Annotated in this window: 15 protein-coding genes; 7 read left to right on the forward strand and 8 right to left on the reverse strand. The window is 71.4% G+C overall.

Annotation, left to right across the window (positions count from 1 at the left end; translation table 11 throughout):
• Nucleotides 1–50 precede the first annotated feature (50 nt).
• Both DEJ47_RS16835 and DEJ47_RS16840 read right to left on the reverse strand, forming a co-directional pair.
• Nucleotides 51–1,187 carry a hypothetical protein gene (locus DEJ47_RS16835; protein WP_150169227.1) on the reverse strand — a complete coding sequence of 379 codons (1,137 nt, stop codon included), beginning with the start codon at nucleotides 1,185–1,187 and terminating at the stop codon, nucleotides 51–53.
• Between the two features lie 62 nt (nucleotides 1,188–1,249).
• Nucleotides 1,250–1,759, reverse strand: coding sequence for a carboxymuconolactone decarboxylase family protein (locus tag DEJ47_RS16840; protein ID WP_150169229.1), 510 nt, complete (start codon nucleotides 1,757–1,759; stop codon nucleotides 1,250–1,252).
• A 24-nt stretch (nucleotides 1,760–1,783) separates the two neighbouring features.
• On the opposite strand from DEJ47_RS16840, the gene DEJ47_RS16845 reads away from it, so the two are divergent.
• The 3 genes from DEJ47_RS16845 (at nucleotide 1,784) to DEJ47_RS16855 (ending at nucleotide 4,022) form a co-directional block, all read left to right on the forward strand.
• Nucleotides 1,784–2,281, forward strand: coding sequence for a MarR family winged helix-turn-helix transcriptional regulator (locus DEJ47_RS16845; protein WP_150169231.1), 498 nt, complete (start codon nucleotides 1,784–1,786; stop codon nucleotides 2,279–2,281).
• A gap of 81 nt (nucleotides 2,282–2,362) precedes the next feature.
• Nucleotides 2,363–2,956, forward strand: a complete 594-nt coding sequence (locus DEJ47_RS16850; protein ID WP_150169233.1) for a Uma2 family endonuclease — start codon at nucleotides 2,363–2,365, stop codon at nucleotides 2,954–2,956.
• A 73-nt stretch (nucleotides 2,957–3,029) separates the two neighbouring features.
• Entirely contained in the window at nucleotides 3,030–4,022 is a 993-nt protein-coding gene (locus tag DEJ47_RS16855; protein ID WP_150169235.1) for an aldo/keto reductase, read from the forward strand.
• Between the two features lie 178 nt (nucleotides 4,023–4,200).
• Here DEJ47_RS16855 and thpR read toward each other — a convergent pair whose 3' ends face one another.
• A complete protein-coding gene (thpR, locus tag DEJ47_RS16860) occupies nucleotides 4,201–4,791 on the reverse strand; it encodes an RNA 2',3'-cyclic phosphodiesterase (RefSeq protein ID WP_150169237.1) in 591 nt (196 codons plus the stop codon).
• Nucleotides 4,792–4,814: 23 nt separating this feature from the next.
• Here thpR and DEJ47_RS16865 point away from each other — a divergent pair, with 23 nt between their 5' ends.
• Nucleotides 4,815–5,339: a GNAT family N-acetyltransferase gene (locus DEJ47_RS16865; protein WP_150169239.1), complete on the forward strand. Its 525-nt coding sequence runs from the start codon at nucleotides 4,815–4,817 to the stop codon at nucleotides 5,337–5,339.
• A gap of 18 nt (nucleotides 5,340–5,357) precedes the next feature.
• Here DEJ47_RS16865 and DEJ47_RS16870 read toward each other — a convergent pair whose 3' ends face one another.
• Complete coding sequence (locus DEJ47_RS16870; protein WP_190415443.1) at nucleotides 5,358–6,704, reverse strand: MFS transporter; 1,347 nt, start codon at nucleotides 6,702–6,704, stop codon at nucleotides 5,358–5,360.
• Nucleotides 6,705–6,814: 110 nt separating this feature from the next.
• A complete protein-coding gene (locus tag DEJ47_RS16875; protein ID WP_150169241.1) occupies nucleotides 6,815–7,252 on the reverse strand; it encodes a MarR family winged helix-turn-helix transcriptional regulator in 438 nt (145 codons plus the stop codon).
• 143 nt (nucleotides 7,253–7,395) lie between these two features.
• On the opposite strand from DEJ47_RS16875, the gene DEJ47_RS16880 reads away from it, so the two are divergent.
• Complete coding sequence (locus DEJ47_RS16880; protein WP_150169243.1) at nucleotides 7,396–7,578, forward strand: ribbon-helix-helix protein, CopG family; 183 nt, start codon at nucleotides 7,396–7,398, stop codon at nucleotides 7,576–7,578.
• A gap of 21 nt (nucleotides 7,579–7,599) precedes the next feature.
• Here DEJ47_RS16880 and DEJ47_RS16885 read toward each other — a convergent pair whose 3' ends face one another.
• Nucleotides 7,600–9,054: an NCS2 family permease gene (locus DEJ47_RS16885; RefSeq protein WP_150169245.1), complete on the reverse strand. Its 1,455-nt coding sequence runs from the start codon at nucleotides 9,052–9,054 to the stop codon at nucleotides 7,600–7,602.
• A 207-nt stretch (nucleotides 9,055–9,261) separates the two neighbouring features.
• Here DEJ47_RS16885 and DEJ47_RS16890 point away from each other — a divergent pair, with 207 nt between their 5' ends.
• Complete coding sequence (locus DEJ47_RS16890; protein ID WP_055568429.1) at nucleotides 9,262–9,519, forward strand: DUF2530 domain-containing protein; 258 nt, start codon at nucleotides 9,262–9,264, stop codon at nucleotides 9,517–9,519.
• 95 nt (nucleotides 9,520–9,614) lie between these two features.
• On the forward strand, nucleotides 9,615–12,017 hold the full coding sequence (locus tag DEJ47_RS16895; protein WP_150169247.1) for a cation-translocating P-type ATPase: 2,403 nt from the start codon (nucleotides 9,615–9,617) through the stop codon (nucleotides 12,015–12,017).
• Between the two features lie 18 nt (nucleotides 12,018–12,035).
• Here DEJ47_RS16895 and DEJ47_RS16900 read toward each other — a convergent pair whose 3' ends face one another.
• Nucleotides 12,036–12,878 (reverse strand): calcium-binding protein, encoded by an 843-nt coding sequence (locus DEJ47_RS16900; protein ID WP_150169249.1) that lies wholly within the window; start codon nucleotides 12,876–12,878, stop codon nucleotides 12,036–12,038.
• Between the two features lie 175 nt (nucleotides 12,879–13,053).
• Nucleotides 13,054–16,275 (reverse strand): sacsin N-terminal ATP-binding-like domain-containing protein, encoded by a 3,222-nt coding sequence (locus DEJ47_RS16905; protein ID WP_150169251.1) that lies wholly within the window; start codon nucleotides 16,273–16,275, stop codon nucleotides 13,054–13,056.
• Nucleotides 16,276–16,716 lie beyond the last annotated feature (441 nt).

The raw sequence follows: 16,716 nt of genomic DNA on the forward strand, positions 1-16,716 counted from the left end.
CCGGCTGATCGCGAACCGCCCGCCCCCGCGCCACACCTCCACGGAGGGCCTCACCCCGACTGAGCGCTCCGAGCCCGTTCGGACATCAGCTGGGTGACGGACCGCAGGTCGTCGCTGTCGTACCGGCGGCTCTCGTTGTCCTTGCCGCTGACGACGGTGAGCACGGTGCCGGTGCGGACCATCGTGTAGTTGGTGGTCTCGGTGACGTATCCCTCGCCGCGGCTCTCGGACAGGGAGAACGCCACGAGTTCGTCGCCGATGGCCGGCATCGTCATCCGCCGCGCGCCCTCCTCGTCCGCCTCCCGGCGCAGCGCACGGAACGCGGCGGAGGCCTTGCCCGTACTCGGGTACGCGAGGACGCGGAACCGGGTGTCCATGCCGAAGCTTCCCTGGTACGCGGCCTTTCCCTCGTACGTCGAGCCGTCGTCCTGCGAGGAGACGTCCGCCGTGGGCTCGCTGGTCATGGTCCAGCCCGACGCCAGATCGGTCGCGCCGGGCAGGACCCGCTCGACCGCGTCGGCGTCGGCGAGCGGCTCGGGCTTCCAGTCCCCGCCGCCGGGCCCGCCACCAGCCGTGCCGCCATCGCCCGTGCCGCCGACCGCGGCGTCGCCCGCCTCGGCACCGGACGCGGCCACCCCTCCCCCGCCCGGCGAGTCGTCGCCGCTGAACGCCTTCGTGCCGCCGTAGACGGCGAGGACCACGAGGGCGGCGAGGACGGCCAGGCACGCGACGAGCGCCGTGCGGCCCGCCGGAGTGTTGTGGAAGGTCACGGGCCCCAGCGACAGCGTGCTGCCCCGCACCTTCGCGCCGCCGTCGATGACGATGCTGCCCGTGTACTGCTGCGGCGGCTCGGCCGGTGGCGGCGGGTCGGGAGGTGGCGGGTCGGAGGGCGGCGGCTCCGCCGGTGGCGGGCCCGCCAGCGCCCGCGCCATGGCCTGCGCCAGTCCTGCGGCGAACTCCGGGTCCGCGGCGACCCGTTCCCGTACGGCCTCGGTCAGCGCGGCCAGGGCCGCCGGGTCCTGCGGTCGCTCGTCCACGACGGCGAGCGCGGCCTGCCCGGACGGGTCGGCCCCGACGCGCCGCCGCACGAGGTCGGACACGCTCTGCCCCACCTCGGCCCCCACGGCCCCCGCCGCACCACCGGCGAACCCGGCCACCACGCGCACCGCTTCAGTGACGACATCCATGGGCTCATTGTCGGTCAAGTCGCCGTAGAAGCAATGGAGTTGACGCGTGTCGGCCGTTGCGGTCAGGACGCCCGCGTGAGGCGGTTCGCGAGTGTCGACATCGTGTACGCGCCGATGCCGAGGACGACTTCGAGGGCGTTGCGTTCTGTGTACCCCTGGGCGAGGAACGCCTTGAGGGCGTCGTCCGGAACGCCACCGGCCGTCGCGAGGACGGTGAGCGTGAACCGCCGGACCGCTTCCAGGCGTTCGTCGTCCACGGGGCGCTGCTCGCGCAGGGCGCTGACCAGCTCCGGCGCCGCGCCCAGCCCGCGCAGCCTGCCGGTGTGCAGGGTGACGCAGATGTGGCAGTCGTTGCGGGCGGCGACGGTCATGACGATGACCTCGCGGGCGACGGGGTCGAGCGTCGTCCGGTCGAAGGCGGCGGTCATCTCCAGGAAGCCGTTGAGGAGTTCGGGCGACTCGGCAAGCCGTGCCACGGCGTCCGGCACCTGCCCCCCGAAGGCGGCGGCGGTGCGCTCCATCGCGGGGCGGGCGTCGGACGGCGCGGTCTCCAGTGTGTGCGCGGTGAACATGCGTACCCCCGTAAAATCGACAACATGGTTGACGACAAAAAGGTAAACCAGGTTGTCGATGGCGGCAAGGGATATGAGCTGCCCCTGCTCCTCTTCGCCGGTTTCCGCACCCTCATCGACCGTCTCCACGCCGAACTCGCCCGCCAGGGCCACCCCGACGTCCGCCCCGCCCACGGCTTCGCCATGCAGGCCATCGGGCCGGACGGCGCCACCGCCAGCGAGGTGGGACGCCGTCTCGGCGTCTCCAAGCAGGCGGCGGGCAAGACGGTCGACCGCCTGATCGCCCTCGGCTACGCGGCCCGCACAGACGACCCCGCGGACGCCCGCCGCAAGCTCGTCCGCCTCACCCCGCACGGAATCGACGCGCTCCGCCGCTCGGCGGCGGTCTTCGACGAGCTGCGGGCGGAGTGGGCGGCGACCCTGGGCGCGGACCGCCTCACGGACCTGGAGTCGGCCCTCCGCACGCTCGTACCGCCGGACGCGTTCCGCCTCGACGCGGCGGGGTGGCTGGGCGGCTCGTGACCGGACGGGACCTTGTCACCGTGCGTATCGTTGCGCTGCGCGGCTGCGTTCGACCGAAGGCAGCCGGGGAGGAGCGCCACGATGACCGTCGTGGATGTGATGACCGACAGGATCGAGATGGCCGACGACGACGCCGAGTGGAGCTTGGACCAGTGGTTCGAGCTGATCGAGCGGATGGTCCCCGAGGGAATCAAGGCGGAAGTCGTCGAGGGGGCCGTCCATATGGTGCCGCAGCGGAATGTGCACTGGCAGATCATCCGTAAGGTGCTCTACGCCCTGGACCACAGGTTCGGCCAGGACGCGCTGGTGATGTCGGACGTGCGCATCGACTTCCCCGGTCACCAGAACGGCTTCTGCCCCGACCTCGCGAAGTTGAAGGACGGAGCGGAGCCGGACGAGGAAGGACACTGGCGCTACCAGGACGTCGAGTTCGTCGCCGAGGTCATCTCCCGCGGCACCGGCCTGAACGACTACGGCCCGAAGACCACCTACGCCGAAGCCGGCGTCTCCGTGTATCTCGTCGTCGACCCGTACCAAGGCCGCTGCCACGTCCACACGGACCCCAAGGACGGCGAGTACCGCACCGAGTCGAAGTCCGACTTCGGCAAGGAGATCGACCTGACCGGCACCGTCGTGGACCTCGTCCTCAAGACGGACAACTTCCCCCGCGACTGACCCGGCCCCAGCCCCGCCCCGCCGCCCCGTCCCTCTTGCCTGGAGCGCACTCCACCCCGTTGGCTTGATCCCCATGAAGTACACGCAGCTGGGACGCACAGGGCTCAAGGTCAGCCGGCTCACGCTCGGGACCATGAACTTCGGGCCGCTCACCAACGAACCCGACAGCCACACGCTCATGGACGCCGCGCTCGACGCGGGCGTCAACTTCTTCGACACCGCCAACACCTACGGCCAGAGCGCCGGCAAGGGCCGCACCGAGGAGATCCTCGGCACCTGGTTCACGCAGGGAGGCGGCCGCCGCGACAAGGTCGTACTGGCCACCAAGGTGTACGGCAACATGGCCCCGCACGGGGAAGAGACCTGGCCCAACCACGACCGGCTCTCCGCACTCAGCATCCGCCGCGCCGTCGACGCCAGCCTCAAGCGGCTGCAGACCGACCACATCGATCTCTACCAGTTCCACCACATCGACCGGCTGACCCCGTTCGAGGAGATCTGGCAGGCCGTCGACGTCCTCGTCGGGCAGGGCAAGATCCTCTACGCGGGCTCCTCCAACTTCCCCGGCTACAAGATCGCCCAGGCCAACGAGACCGCCCGGCGCCTCGGCGGCTACGGCCTCGTCAGCGAGCAGTGCCTCTACAACCTCGCCGCCCGCGACGCCGAGATGGAGGTCATCCCGGCCGCCCAGGACTACGGCCTCGGCGTCATCCCGTGGTCCCCGCTGCACGGCGGGCTGCTCGGGGGCGTCCTGAAGAAGGAGGGCGAGGGGTCGCGCCGCACCGGTGGCCGCGCCGCCGCCGACCTCGCGAAGCCGGAGGTCCGCGCGCGCGTCCAGGCGTACGAGGACCTGCTCGACAAGCACGGCCTGGAGCCCGGCGAGGTCGCGCTGGCGTGGCTCCTGACGCGGCCCGGCGTCACCGCGCCGATCGTCGGCCCCCGCACGGCCGAGCAGCTCGCGTCCGCGTTGCGCGCGGTCGAGCTCGACCTGTCCGGCGAGGTCCTCGACGCGCTGGACGAGATCTTCCCCGGCCCCGGCCCCGCACCGGAGTCCTTCGCCTGGTGAGGACAAGGGGGTGACGCTGGAGTGATCAGGTGGCGGCGCGCGCACCGGACAAGTACGGAACGGCCGAGCGCCGAACGGCTAACCGCCGAACGCGGCCGCCACCGCCACCACGACGAACATCATCACGAGCACACCGGCCATGATCCGGTTTCTGGTTTTCGGGTCCACGCAGACGAGGTTAACCGGCGCCGCCCGACACCCCGGCGCCGCCTCCCAGAACCCAGCGCCCGACCACCTCGTACCGGGGCCGCTCCCCCGCCACCCCGCTCCTCGGCAGATTGCTGCGTACGAGGGTCAGCTCCCGCACCGTCCACGCGGTGCCCTCGAAGGAACCGAGCGCGTCCGCGTACGGGCCGAGGTCGCCCTCGCCACGGGTGCGCGCCAGCGTCAGGTGGGGGCGGTAGTGCCGGTGCTCCTCCATCGTCACGCCCGCCTTGCGCGCCGCCGCGTCCGCCCGCGCGGCGAGGAGCCGCAGCGCCGCCACGTCCCCCGTGGCGCCCGCCCACAGCGCCCGGCCCCCGAAGTGGCCGCCGCCGTGCAGGGCGAGGGAGAACGGCGGCGTGCGGTGCGCGGCGCGCTGCAGGCGGGCGGTCAGGTCCGGCACCGTCGCGTCGTCGACCTCGGCCATGAAGGCGAGGGTGAAGTGCCAGCTGTCGCGGGCCGTCCAGCGCAGCCCGTCGGCGCCGGGCAGCTCCTTCAACGCGCGCGCCGCGGTGGCGAGTTCGGCGGTCGCGGCGTCCGGCGGCAGGACCGCGGCGAAGAGTCTCATGAACGTGACGCTAGCCTCCCTCCATGAGTGATCACATAAAGATCAGGCAGGGCGGCGCCGACGACGTTCCCGCCGTCCTCGCACTCTTCGACGGAGCCGTGGAGTGGCTCGTGTCACAGGGACGTACGGGCCAGTGGGGCACCCGGCCCTGGTCACAGAACCCGAAGGCCGTCGCGCTCGTCGAGAAGTACCTGACGACGGGCGAACCGTGGATCGCGGAGATCGACGGCGAGGTGGTGGGCACGGTGACACTCACCGACGGGCCCGGCGGCGACATCATCCCGGCGGCGGACGAGCCCGAGCGGTACATCCACCTGCTCGCCGCCGACCACCGCCGCTTCGCGGGCCGCGGGGTGGGCCGCGCGCTGCTCGCGCACGCCGTCGAGGAGACCCGCAGGCAGGGCGTCCGGCTGCTGCGGGTCGACTGCTACCGGGGCGAGGACCGCGCCCTCGTCAGGTACTACGAGAGCAACGGCTTCACCGCCACCGAGCCCTTCACGGGCCCGGACGGCAGCTGGCCCGGCCAGGTGCTGGCACAGCGCGTCTGACCGGGCCCCACGGCGCGGCTACGCGGCCGTGGCGAGCTCCCGCTCCCTCGGCACGAACTGCACGTGCTGCCGGCCGCGGCGGAGATCCACCTTCAGCCGCAGGTCGGCGGCGCGGGCCAGCATCAGGCCGACGCCGACCGCGGCGACGGCGCAGACGAGGCCGCCGACGGCCATGCTGATCCGGACGCCGTACGCGTCGGCCAGCCAGCCGAAGAGCGGACCGCCGAGCGGCGTACCGCCGGTGAAGACCATCATGAACAGCGACATGACACGGCCCCGCATCTCCGGGTCCGTCGCCATCTGGACGGAGGAGTTGGCGGTGACGTTCACCGTCAGGCCGAGGATGCCGATCGGCACGATCAGCGCGACGAACATCCACAGCTCCGGCGCGAACGCGGCCACGATCTGCAGTACGCCGAAGGCGACGGCCGCCCCGGCGAGGAGCCGCAGCCGCGACGTGCCGCGGCGGGCCGCGAGCAGCGCGCCGGCCAGCGAGCCGATCGCCATGAGCGTGTTGAACAGCCCGTACATCCCCACGCCGCCGTGGAAGATGTCGTCCGCGAAGGCGCTCAGCCAGATCGGGAAGTTGAAGCCGAAGGTGCCGATGAAGCCGACGAGGACGATCGGCCAGATCAGCTCGGGGTTCTTCGACACGTAGTTCAGGCCCTCCCGCAGCTGCCCCTTGCCGCGCGGCTTGCGCGGGGTGTGGTGCAGCTCGGCGGTGCGCATCAGCATGAGGCCGGTGAGCGGGGCGAGGAAGGACAGGCCGTTGGCGAGGAACGCCCAGCCGGGTCCCACGGCGGCGGTCAGCGCGCTCGCCACGGCGGGGCCGATGAGGCGGGCGGACTGGAAGTTGGCGGAGTTCAGCGAGACGGCGTTGCGGACCTGGTCGGGTCCGACCATCTCGGACACGAAGGACTGCCGCGTCGGGTTGTCGACGACGGTGACGAGCCCGGTGAAGAAGGCCGCGAAGTAGACGTGCCAGACCTGGACGTGTCCGCTCAGCGTCAGCGCGGCGAGGAAGAGGCCGCTGAGGCTCATCGCGCCCTGCGTGAGGAAGAGCAGGTTGCGCTTGGCGAAGCGGTCGGCGATCACGCCGCCGTACAGGCCGAGGAGCAGCATCGGCAGGAACTGCATGGCCGTGGTGATACCGACGGCCGCGGAGGAACCGGTGAGGCTCAGCACCAGCCAGTCCTGGGTGATGCGGGCCATCCAGGTGCCGGTGTTCGAGACGACCGCGCCGGTCGCGAAGAGCCGGTAGTTGCGGATCCTCAGCGAGCTGAACATCGAGGTCTTGTGGGGGCGGTCGGGTTTGTCGAGGGCGGTTGGTGCGGGGGCGGAGTCTGCTCCGGATCCCGTACTCAAAGTAGGTTCGCCTCCTTTGGCGTACGTACGGCTCCCACCGGCGGCGGGAGTGCCCGCGGGGTGCCGCGGGACTTACGGGTGCCCGCGAGGTGCCGCGGGACTCGTGGCCCCTAGAGGTGCGCGAGCTTCTCCAGTACGGGAGCGGCGGCGCGGAGCCGCGCCCACTCGTCGTCGTCGAGGTGCTCGGCCAGGCCGGCGAGCCAGGCGTTCCGCTTGCGGCGGCTCTCTTCGAGCATGGCCTCGGCGGTCTCGGTCTGGGTCACCACCTTCTGGCGGCGGTCCTCGGGGTGCGGCTCCAGCCGGACCAGCCCTTTGGCCTCCAGCAGCGCCACGATGCGGGTCATCGACGGCGGCTGCACGTGCTCCTTGCGGGCGAGCTCGCCCGGGGTGGCGGAGCCGCAGCGGGCGAGGGTGCCGAGCACCGACATCTCGGTGGGGCTCAGCGACTCGTCGACCCGCTGGTGCTTGAGTCGACGGGACAGGCGCATCACAGCGGAGCGCAGGGCGTTCACGGCGACGGCATCGTCACCATGGGAGAGGTCCGGCATGTTTGTTAGCGTAACTCATTACCCTAGCTAAAGACCACTTGGATTCCCAGAAGTACGACACCGAACCATTTCGTCACCCGAACGAGTGAGGTGACTTCGGAAAGTGACGCGTCGGACCGAGGGTGCCGAGGACCCTGTCGGGCATGGGATCGCCAGTGCTCAGCCTGCGCATAGACGGTGAGCTGCTCGACCGGCTCCGACAGCACGCGGCCAAAAGAGGAATGAGCGTCCAGGACTATGTGGTCCGGACGCTCATTCGGGACGACTTCGACGAACGCTTCAAGGCGTCGGTCGAGGCGACGGAGAAGTTCTACGGCGCTGCTTGAGGCGCACGGCCTCGTGCCCTGCTAGGTCAGGTTCAGCGCCGGCATCAGGTAGTAGAAGGCGAAGACCGCCGACACCGCGTACATCGCGACCGGCACCTCGCGCCCGCGCCCGGACGCGAGCCGCAGCACCGTGAAGGTGATGAAGCCCATGCCGATGCCGTTCGTGATCGAGTACGTGAACGGCATCATCAGCATCGTCACGAACGCGGGGATCGCGATGGTGTGGTCCGCCCAGTCGATCTGCCCGATGGACCCGGACAGGATCAGGAAGCCGACCGCGAGCAGCGCGGGTGTGGCGGCCTGGGACGGGACCATCGTGGCGAGCGGCGTGAGGAAGAGCGCGACGGCGAAGAGGCCGCCGGTGACGACGTTCGCGAAGCCCGTGCGGGCGCCCTCGCCGACGCCCGCCGTGGACTCCACGAAGCAGGTGGTGGCGGAGGCGGACGAGGCGCCGCCCGCGGCGACGGCGATGCCGTCGACGAAGAGGACCTTGTTGATGCCGGGCATGTTGCCGTCGGCGTCGGTCAGCTTGGCCTCGTCGCCGATGCCCATGATCGTGCCCATCGCGTCGAAGAAGCACGACAGGAGCACGGTGAAGACGAAGAGGACGCCGGTCAGGACGCCGACCTTCTCGAAGCCGCCGAACAGGCTGATCTGGCCGACGAGTCCGAAGTCGGGCGCCGAGACGGGGTTGCCGGGCCACTCCGGGCTGGTCAGGCCCCACGCCTGGCCCTTGAGCCCGGCGACGGCGTGGATGATCATCGCGACGACCGTCATGACGACGATGCTGAGCAGGATCGCGCCCGGCACCTTGCGCACGATCAGCACGAGGGTGAGCAGCACGCCGAGCACGAAGATGAGGACGGGCCACCCGTTGAGGTGCCCGTCGCCGCCGAGCTGCAGCGGGACGGTGGTGTGCGCGGCGTCCGGGATGCGCGAGACGAAGCCGGCGTCGACGAGGCCGATCAGCATGATGAAGAGGCCGATGCCGATGGCGATGCCCTTGCGCAGACCCAGCGGCACGGCGCTCATCACGCGCTCCCGGAGGCCGGTCGCGACGAGCAGCATCACGACGAAGCCCGCGAGGACGACCATGCCCATGGCGTCGGGCCACGACATGCGCGGCGCGAGCTGGAGGGCGACGACGGTGTTGACGCCGAGTCCCGCGGCGAGCGCGATGGGCACGTTGCCGATGACGCCCATGAGGAGCGTGGTGAAGGCGGCGGTCAGCACGGTCGCGGTGACGAGCTGCTTGTTGTCGAGCTGGTGCCCGTACATGTCCTTCGCGCTGCCCAGGATGATCGGGTTCAGCACGACGATGTAGGCCATCGCGAAGAAGGTGGCGAAGCCGCCGCGGACTTCCCTGGCGAGGGTCGAGCCGCGCTCCGAGATCTTGAAGAACGCGTCGAGGCCGTTCTGCGGGGCCTTCGGCGGCTCTTTACGGGCATCGACCGGAGCGCTGGCCGAGGAAGACATGGAAAACCTCATGACCTGTGAATGAAGAAGGTGAAGTGCCGAGCTTCGCGAACTTGTACCTTCATACGAAAGCAATCGGCCATTAACGAGCCGTTTCAGTATGAATACATGAAGCCGAAATCGCTATCTCCGCGCGTAGACCCCTGCGGGGCAACGGGTGTACGAGCCCCCAGCCCGGCCCTGAGCCCCGCCTCGTAAGCTGTACCCATGGCGAAGTGGACCCCCAAGCACGAGGCGCCGGAGCCCCTGGAGGGCCCCGTGGTCTCCACCATCACCGGTGGCACGATCCTCTGGTTCGTCCTCTTCCTCGTCCAGCTGCCGTTCTACGGCTGGTTCGACGACCGCGACGCGACGTGGTGGGTGTGGACCTGCCTGGCCGGCGCGGGCCTCGGCCTCATCGGCATCTGGTACGTACGCAAGCGCGACGCCGCGATCAAGAGGTCGAAGGTCACACAGCCGCAGTAGTCCGTACAACCACGGGACGGCATGCGTCCTACCCTGGTCGGATCTTTGGGGCATTCAAGGGGTGAAGCCGCAAGACCCCCCTTACCGTCGAATGCATGACGCATATCGACGCGGGCGCCGAGCTCGACCCGGTCCACCCGGTGCCGCCCCCCAAGGGGCGGGCCACCGGCCTGACCTCCGCGGAAGTGGCCGAGCGGGTCGCGCGCGGCGAGGTCAACGACGTACCGGTACGGAGCTCGCGCTCCCTGGGCGAGATCGTCCGGGCCAACGTCTTCACCCGCTTCAACGCGATCATCGGCGTGCTCTGGGTGATCATGCTGTTCGTCGCGCCGATCCAGGACAGCCTCTTCGGCTTCGTGATCGTCGCCAACACGGGCATCGGCATCATCCAGGAGTGGCGCGCCAAGAAGACGCTGGACAGCCTCGCCGTCATCGGGGAGGCCAAACCCACCGTGCGCCGCGACGGACAGGCCGCCGAGATCTCCGCCTCCGAGATCGTCCTCGGCGACCTCGTGGAGCTCGGCCCCGGCGACAAGATCCCCGTGGACGGCGAGACCGTCGAGGCCGACAGCCTCGAAGTCGACGAGTCGCTGCTCACCGGTGAGGCCGACCCCGTCATCAAGAAGCCCGGCGACAAAATGATGTCGGGCTCGTTCGTGGTCGCGGGCGGCGGCGCGTTCACCGCCACCAAGGTCGGCCGCGAGGCCTACGCGGCCCAGCTCGCCGAGGAGGCGAGCCGCTTCACCCTCGTCCACTCCGAGCTGCGCACCGGCATCTCCACGATCCTCAAGTACGTGACGTGGCTGATGGTGCCGACCTCCATCGGTCTGGTCATCTCCCAGCTCGTCGTCAAGGACGACAACTTCAAGGAGTCCATCGCCTACACGGTCGGCGGGATCGTCCCCATGATCCCGGAGGGCCTCGTCCTCCTGACCTCCGTGGCCTTCGCGATCGGCGTCATCCGGCTCGGCCGCAAACAGTGCCTGGTGCAGGAACTCCCCGCCATCGAGGGCCTCGCTCGCGTCGACACGGTCTGCCTCGACAAGACCGGCACCCTCACCGAGGGCGGCATGGACGTCACCGAGCTGCGCCCGCTGAACGGCTCCGACGAGGCGTACGTACGCAAGGTGCTCGGCGCCCTCGGCGAGTCCGACCCGCGCCCCAACGCGTCACTTCAGGCGATCATCGACTCCTACCCCGACAGCGAGGAGTGGCGCTGCACGGAGTCGCTGCCCTTTTCCTCCGCCCGCAAGTACAGCGGCGCCTCCTTCAGCGAGGGCGACGGCACCACGTCTACGTGGCTCCTCGGCGCCCCCGACGTACTCCTGCCCGACGGCGACGCCTCGCTCGCCGAGATCGAGGACCTCAACAAGCAGGGCCTGCGCGTCCTGCTCCTCGCCCGCGCGGACAAGGACCTGGACGCCCCCGACGTGGCGTCCGGCACGGAGGCGACGGCCCTGGTCGTCCTGGAACAGCGGCTGCGGCCCGACGCCGCCGACACCCTGCGCTACTTCGAGGAGCAGGACGTCTCCGCCAAGGTCATCTCCGGCGACAACGCCGTCTCGGTGAGCGCCGTCGCGGGCAAGCTCGGCCTGCCCGGCGCCGAGAACACCGTGGACGCGCGCAAACTGCCCACCGAGCGGGACGAGATGGGGCAGGCCCTCGACGACAACTCCGTCTTCGGCCGCGTCACCCCGCAGCAGAAGCGCGACATGGTCGGCGCCCTCCAGTCGCGCGGCCACACGGTCGCGATGACCGGCGACGGCGTGAACGACGTCCTGGCCCTCAAGGACGCCGACATCGGCGTCTCGATGGGCTCCGGCTCCGAGGCGACCCGCGCGGTCGCGCAGATCGTGCTCCTCAACAACAGCTTCGCGACGCTGCCGTCCGTCGTCGCCGAGGGCCGCCGCGTCATCGGCAACATCACGCGCGTCGCCACGCTGTTCCTGGTGAAGACCGTCTACTCGGTGATCATCGCGCTGCTCGTCGTCTGCTCGCAGGTCGAGTACATCTTCCTGCCCCGCCACCTGACGCTGCTGTCCACCCTCACGATCGGCGTCCCGGCCTTCTTCCTGGCCCTGGCCCCCAACAAGGAGCGCGCGAAACCGCACTTCGTCCGCAGGGTCATGCGGTACGCGATTCCGGGCGGCGTCGTCGCGGGTGTCGCCACATTCGTGACGTATCTGCTGGCCCGGCACCACTACGACGGGGCGGGCGCGCGAGAAGCCGAGACCAGCGCGGCCACACTGGCGCTGTTCCTGATCGCCATGTGGGTCCTCGCCATCATCGCCCGCCCCTACACGTGGTGGCGGATCGGCCTCATCGGCGCGATGGGTCTCGGCTTCCTGCTCGTGCTGACCGTGCCCTGGCTCCAGGACTTCTTCCAGCTGAAGCTGGTGGGCACGACGATGCCGTGGGCGGCGGTCGCGATCGCGGCGGTGGCCTCACTGGTCATCGAGGTCGTCTACCGCTGGGTGGACCGCCGCTTCCCGGCGTAGGGGGTGGTGCGGCGGCTACTACCGCACGTCGACGAAGTCGGCGGTCGACGTCACCGACGGGGTCGTGGACGTACCGGCGAAGACGTAACGGAAGTAGCCGTCGGCCGACGCCTTCACCGTGGTCTTCAGGTTGCCCTTGGTGTCGGACTTGACGGTCTTGAGGGTGGTGTAGCTGCTGGCACCCTTCTTCTTGTACTGGAGCTTGACGTCCTGCTTCGTGTAGCCGGCGTACTTGGCGGTGTCCCAGTTGGCGCGGGTGAGGGCGCCGGTCACCGTGAGGGTCTTGCCCTTCTTGACGGGCTCGGGGGAGGCGTTGGTGGTGAGCTTGGCGGCGCGCTTCACCGAGACGCCGGCCGGGAAGGCGTCCTTCTGGATGTGGTCGCCGTCCTTGCCCTGGGCGATCGCCCAGACCTTCCACTTGCCGGCGAGGATGTTGCTGTAGATGTTCACGTTCGGGTCGGCGACGACCGTGGTGGTGCAGGTGGACGTGGTCGCGTCGACGACCTTGCAGTCGCCCTCCATCACGTCGGGGACCATCGAACCGTCGATGCCGTCCTCGGCGTCGAAGTCCGTGCCGTGCCACAGGAACGCGGCGGCGTCCTCGATGCCGGACGGGTCCGTCGCGGTGACGGAGATCTTGACCGTCTTCGCGGCGGAGGTGCCGACGACGATGTCCTTGCCACCGTTGACGGTGACCTTCGTGATCTTGGTGTCGCCCTCGACGGCGTCGGCCGGAGCCTTGGCCGCGAAGGTGGTGGCTTCCGAAACCTTCGGGGCGTCGGCCGCGTGCGCGGCCGGAAAGGCGAGTGCGGAAAGGGCCAGGGTGCCGGACAGTGCGGCCACGGTGGCACGGATGCGCATGTGTTTCCCCAGGTGGAGAAGGGGTCCCGCGGAGCGCGAGGCGCGTCACGCGGGTCCCAAGTGATCTAGGAGTCTGTTGACTCGCAAGATCAGACTCTCGACAGGGGTGACTGGTTGTACACGATGTGAAGAAAATATGACCGCGTCACATCGCCGCCCCCCGCCGGACCGCCCCTCAGTCGAACCAGCGGTCCCGCGCCAGCTCCTCCGTGCGGGACGGGTCCTCCAGGAGCGCCGCCACCTCGAAGCGGCGCGGCCACTGGCCCGCCGCCCAGGCGAGGCCCGCCGCGACGCCCTCCAGCGTCGCCGCGTGCACCACCCCGTCCGGCGTGCGGCGCCAGTCCAGCTCCACGCCCCCGGCGACCAGCTCGTCGTACTCGACGTACGTCTCCGGGGTCCCGTCACCCAACAGGATCCGCACCGAGTCGGGGACGTCGTGTTCGACACCCTCCCCCGACGGCTCCACGGCCGCCGTCTCACTGAGCCGGCGCACCTGGAACAGCTCCGCGAGGTCCGCCGCCCGGCCCGGCTGCACCGGCAGCAGCGGCACCCCGCCCGCCAGCGGCAGCAGGTCGGGGGCGTCGGCGACCACCGCGTCCGCCGCGTCGACCACCACGACCTCGCCGTCCACCACCGCGCGCACCTCGTCCGGGAGCGTCACCTGCTCCGGGTCGAGGTCGGCCAGCGCCCCGTACAGGGCGTGGAGCTGCGCCGCCGAAACGGTCCGCTCCGGGTCCGCGAGCCGGTCGAGCAGCTCGGCCGCGCCGCCCGGCTCGGCCAGCAGGGCGCTCACGGACGTCCGTACGCCCAGCGCCCGCAGCACCTGCTCGTCCTCGAACCCGGACGCGTCCGCCGCGTCGTACAGCCCGACGAGCAGCGGATCGCCGCCCTCCGCCCGCAGCCCGGCGGGCCTGCGGCCACCGAGGACCGGGTGTCCGCGCAGCCACCACGCCGTGTACGAACGGACCGCCTCGGTCGTCCCGTCCGGCAGCAGCACCCGCAACGGCTGCGTCAGCGCGTCCCGCAGCGGCGGACGCGACAGCATCGCGAGAGCCTGCGGCCAGCAGTCGTCGTCGACCAGGTCGAGGTCCCGCACGGCGACGATCTCCGTCGCCACCGGCGGCACCGGCGTGTCGGGCAGCCGGTCGAGGACGTCCTCGCACCACACGTCCACGGCGTCCAGCAGACCCGCGTCGTCCGGCTCCGGGAAGTCCCCGTCGCGGGGCTCCAGTTCATCGGGGTCGAGGACGACGTCCGTCGCGCGTACGAGAGCGAACCCGGCGAGCACACCGCACGCGGCGAGCGGCTGCTCGCCCCACCGGTCGGCCAGCTCCTGGTCGGCGAGGGCCAGTTCGTCGTCCCGCATGACCCGCGCGAAGTCGCTGCCGGGCAGCACGAGTTCACCGGCCGGCGCGAGCTCGCCGTCCTCGTCGGGCAGCGCGAGAGCGGCCAGCCAGGGCTCGTCGCCGGGGGCGAGGTTCGCGTCCCGTACGAGCGCGAGCACGACGTCCGCCAGCTCCTCCGCGTCCAGCGCCTCCTCGTCCCACGTGTCGTCGTCGAGCGACGCGGCGACCGCCGCACGGACCTGCGGCGTCGTGAGGACGGCGCGGGGAGTGGCGGGCAGCGCGCCCAGCTTCTCCAACAAGGGGTGGGCGGCATCCGGGTGGGCGATCTTCAGGCCGAGCCGGGCGAGGACGGCGGGGTCCGCGGCGTCACCGCCCCCGTGCCCGGCGTCCCCGGGGGCGGGGAGGAGGACCTGCCGGGGCCCGATGGTGGTGCGCGCGGCACGCCCACGGGAATCGGCCTCGGACTCCGCCCCGTCCTCGTAACCGTGCCGCGGAGGCGTCGGCCCGCCCGCCAGCGGCACCGGAAGTCCCGACAGCCGGTCCGGGTCGACCCCGGCGAGCGTGTCGTACAGCCGCCGCCACCAGCCCGGCTCCCGCTCCAGACCCGCGAGCCGGTCCACCGCCTCCGTCAGCGCGATCCGCGCCACGCCCAGCGTGCGCAGCTCCGCGCGGCGCTCCAGACCCGCGGGCAGCAGGCACGGCAGCACCTCGGCGAGGACACGGACCGTCTCGGCACCGGCACCCTCGACGACCTCGGCATCACGCGGCCGCAGCGCCTCGGGAAGCTCGTCCTCGTCACCCTCCGCGCGGGGAAGGGCCGGGGGCAGGAAGGCGGTGCGGGGCAGCCGGTCCAGGATGCCCTGGCGCAGCGCGCCGTCCAGTTCGCTCTTGCCGAGCGGCCCCGGCACGAGGGAGATGATGCCCTCGGTGACCGGCCGCCAGTCGGCGAGCAGTTCGACGTACGCGTCCACGGCCCGCTCCACCAGGAAGTCGGTGAGCGGCCCCGGGGCGGCGTGCCGCCGGGCGGTGTCCAGCGGGAACGAGGCGATGAGCAGCGCCGGTACGCCCAGGGGCTCGTCGCTCGGCGTCGGCGCGTGCAGGACGGGGCTGGTGACCGGCCGTTCCGGGGCGCCGTCGGCGTCCGTGGGCACCGCCCACGTGACCGACCAGTGCGGACGCAGCCGCTCCTCGACGGGCCGGTCCTTCAGGAGGTCGGCCTCGATGGGCCCCTGCCTGCTGACGGTGCGCCAGCGGGTCGTGCCGTCGCGGCTGTCCTCGATGACGGTGTACGGGGCCTCGGTACGGCGGCGCAGCGTGCGCGTCGTCCCGTCCGAGGTCTCGATGGTGACCTCCGCGAGGCCCGGCAGGGCGAGGAGCAGCGCGTCGTCGACGCCGTCGAGCAGCCGCGTCACGAGGTCCTGCGCGGCGGCGTCGCGCAGCGGCAGGATGACGACGGTGTCGTAGCCGTCGGGGGCCGAGCCCTCGGCGGCGAACGGGAGTCGGAGCAGCGGCACGTGGCCGTCGCGGCGCCGCACCTCGTCCCCGAGCCCCGGGCTGAACCGGGCGGTCTCGGCGGCCAGTTCCCGCGCCTCGGACAGCGACCAGCGGACGCCGCCGGTGCGGCCGACGACGGCGGGCTCGTCGGAGACGGCGAGCACGGCGGCGAAGCCGACGCCGAAGCGGCCGACGGAGCCGGTGGCGGTGCCCGCCTCCTCGGGCGCCCGCTTCGCGGAGGCGCGGAGGGTGGAGAGGGACTCGACCCCGGTGGCGTCGAGGGGCGCGCCGCTGTTGGCGGCGGCGAGGACCCCGCCGCGCAGCGTCAACGCGAGCCTGCCCGGGACACCCGCGCGGGCGGCGGCGTCCGACGCGTTCTGCGCGAGCTCGACGACGAGGCGGTCGCGGTAGCCGCCGAGGGCGAGGTCCTCCTCGGCGTTGGCGTCCTCACGGAAGCGGGCCGGGGCCGCCGCCCACGCGTCGAGTACTCCGCGGCGGAGGCGGGCGGTGCCGAAGGGGTCCGTACCCTCGGCCGCCGGCCGCACGGTCTTGCTCACGGTCGACTGTCTCCTCTGGGGGCTGGGGCATGCGTGGGTGGAACAGGGTGCCTCGGGGTGGAGCCGGGGTGCCTCGGGTGGGGCGCGGTGCCTTGCGGGCGAACGCTATCGCGTTCGGGGAGGGAGGCCGTGGGCGTGACGGGCAGGGCCCCCGGGGCATCACACGTCCTCTCGACGCTCCCTCTCCACTCGCCCTCCACTCCCCCGGCGGGCCGCCGCTCGCCGTGTCACGGCACGTCAGCCACCCACGCACCCGCCCGTTCACCCCGCATCCCGGGGCGCCCGGTCACTGCGCCGCTCCACAGGGGCACGATTGCGCAGGGCATGGAGCATGGGCTGACGGGTGGGGAAACGCCGCACAGGGGTGACGGGGCGAGAAGGCGACGCGAGACGACGAGACAAAGAGTCGACACGAGGGCGCCCGAGGAGCCGACGGTCACG

Source organism: Streptomyces venezuelae, from assembly GCF_008642355.1.
Classification (GTDB): domain Bacteria; phylum Actinomycetota; class Actinomycetes; order Streptomycetales; family Streptomycetaceae; genus Streptomyces; species Streptomyces venezuelae_B.

What these genes read in the sequence shown, in the direction of transcription:
- DEJ47_RS16835 (WP_150169227.1), bottom strand. Translation starts at nt 1,187, where the DNA reads ATGGATGTCGTCACTGAAGCGGTGCGCGTGGTGGCCGGGTTCGCCGGT.
- DEJ47_RS16840 (WP_150169229.1), bottom strand. Translation starts at nt 1,759, where the DNA reads ATGTTCACCGCGCACACACTGGAGACCGCGCCGTCCGACGCCCGCCCC.
- DEJ47_RS16845 (WP_150169231.1), top strand. Translation starts at nt 1,784, where the DNA reads ATGGTTGACGACAAAAAGGTAAACCAGGTTGTCGATGGCGGCAAGGGA.
- DEJ47_RS16850 (WP_150169233.1), top strand. Translation starts at nt 2,363, where the DNA reads ATGACCGTCGTGGATGTGATGACCGACAGGATCGAGATGGCCGACGAC.
- DEJ47_RS16855 (WP_150169235.1), top strand. Translation starts at nt 3,030, where the DNA reads ATGAAGTACACGCAGCTGGGACGCACAGGGCTCAAGGTCAGCCGGCTC.
- thpR (WP_150169237.1), bottom strand. Translation starts at nt 4,791, where the DNA reads ATGAGACTCTTCGCCGCGGTCCTGCCGCCGGACGCCGCGACCGCCGAA.
- DEJ47_RS16865 (WP_150169239.1), top strand. Translation starts at nt 4,815, where the DNA reads ATGAGTGATCACATAAAGATCAGGCAGGGCGGCGCCGACGACGTTCCC.
- DEJ47_RS16875 (WP_150169241.1), bottom strand. Translation starts at nt 7,252, where the DNA reads ATGCCGGACCTCTCCCATGGTGACGATGCCGTCGCCGTGAACGCCCTG.
- DEJ47_RS16880 (WP_150169243.1), top strand. Translation starts at nt 7,396, where the DNA reads ATGGGATCGCCAGTGCTCAGCCTGCGCATAGACGGTGAGCTGCTCGAC.
- DEJ47_RS16885 (WP_150169245.1), bottom strand. Translation starts at nt 9,054, where the DNA reads ATGTCTTCCTCGGCCAGCGCTCCGGTCGATGCCCGTAAAGAGCCGCCG.
- DEJ47_RS16890 (WP_055568429.1), top strand. Translation starts at nt 9,262, where the DNA reads ATGGCGAAGTGGACCCCCAAGCACGAGGCGCCGGAGCCCCTGGAGGGC.
- DEJ47_RS16895 (WP_150169247.1), top strand. Translation starts at nt 9,615, where the DNA reads ATGACGCATATCGACGCGGGCGCCGAGCTCGACCCGGTCCACCCGGTG.
- DEJ47_RS16900 (WP_150169249.1), bottom strand. Translation starts at nt 12,878, where the DNA reads ATGCGCATCCGTGCCACCGTGGCCGCACTGTCCGGCACCCTGGCCCTT.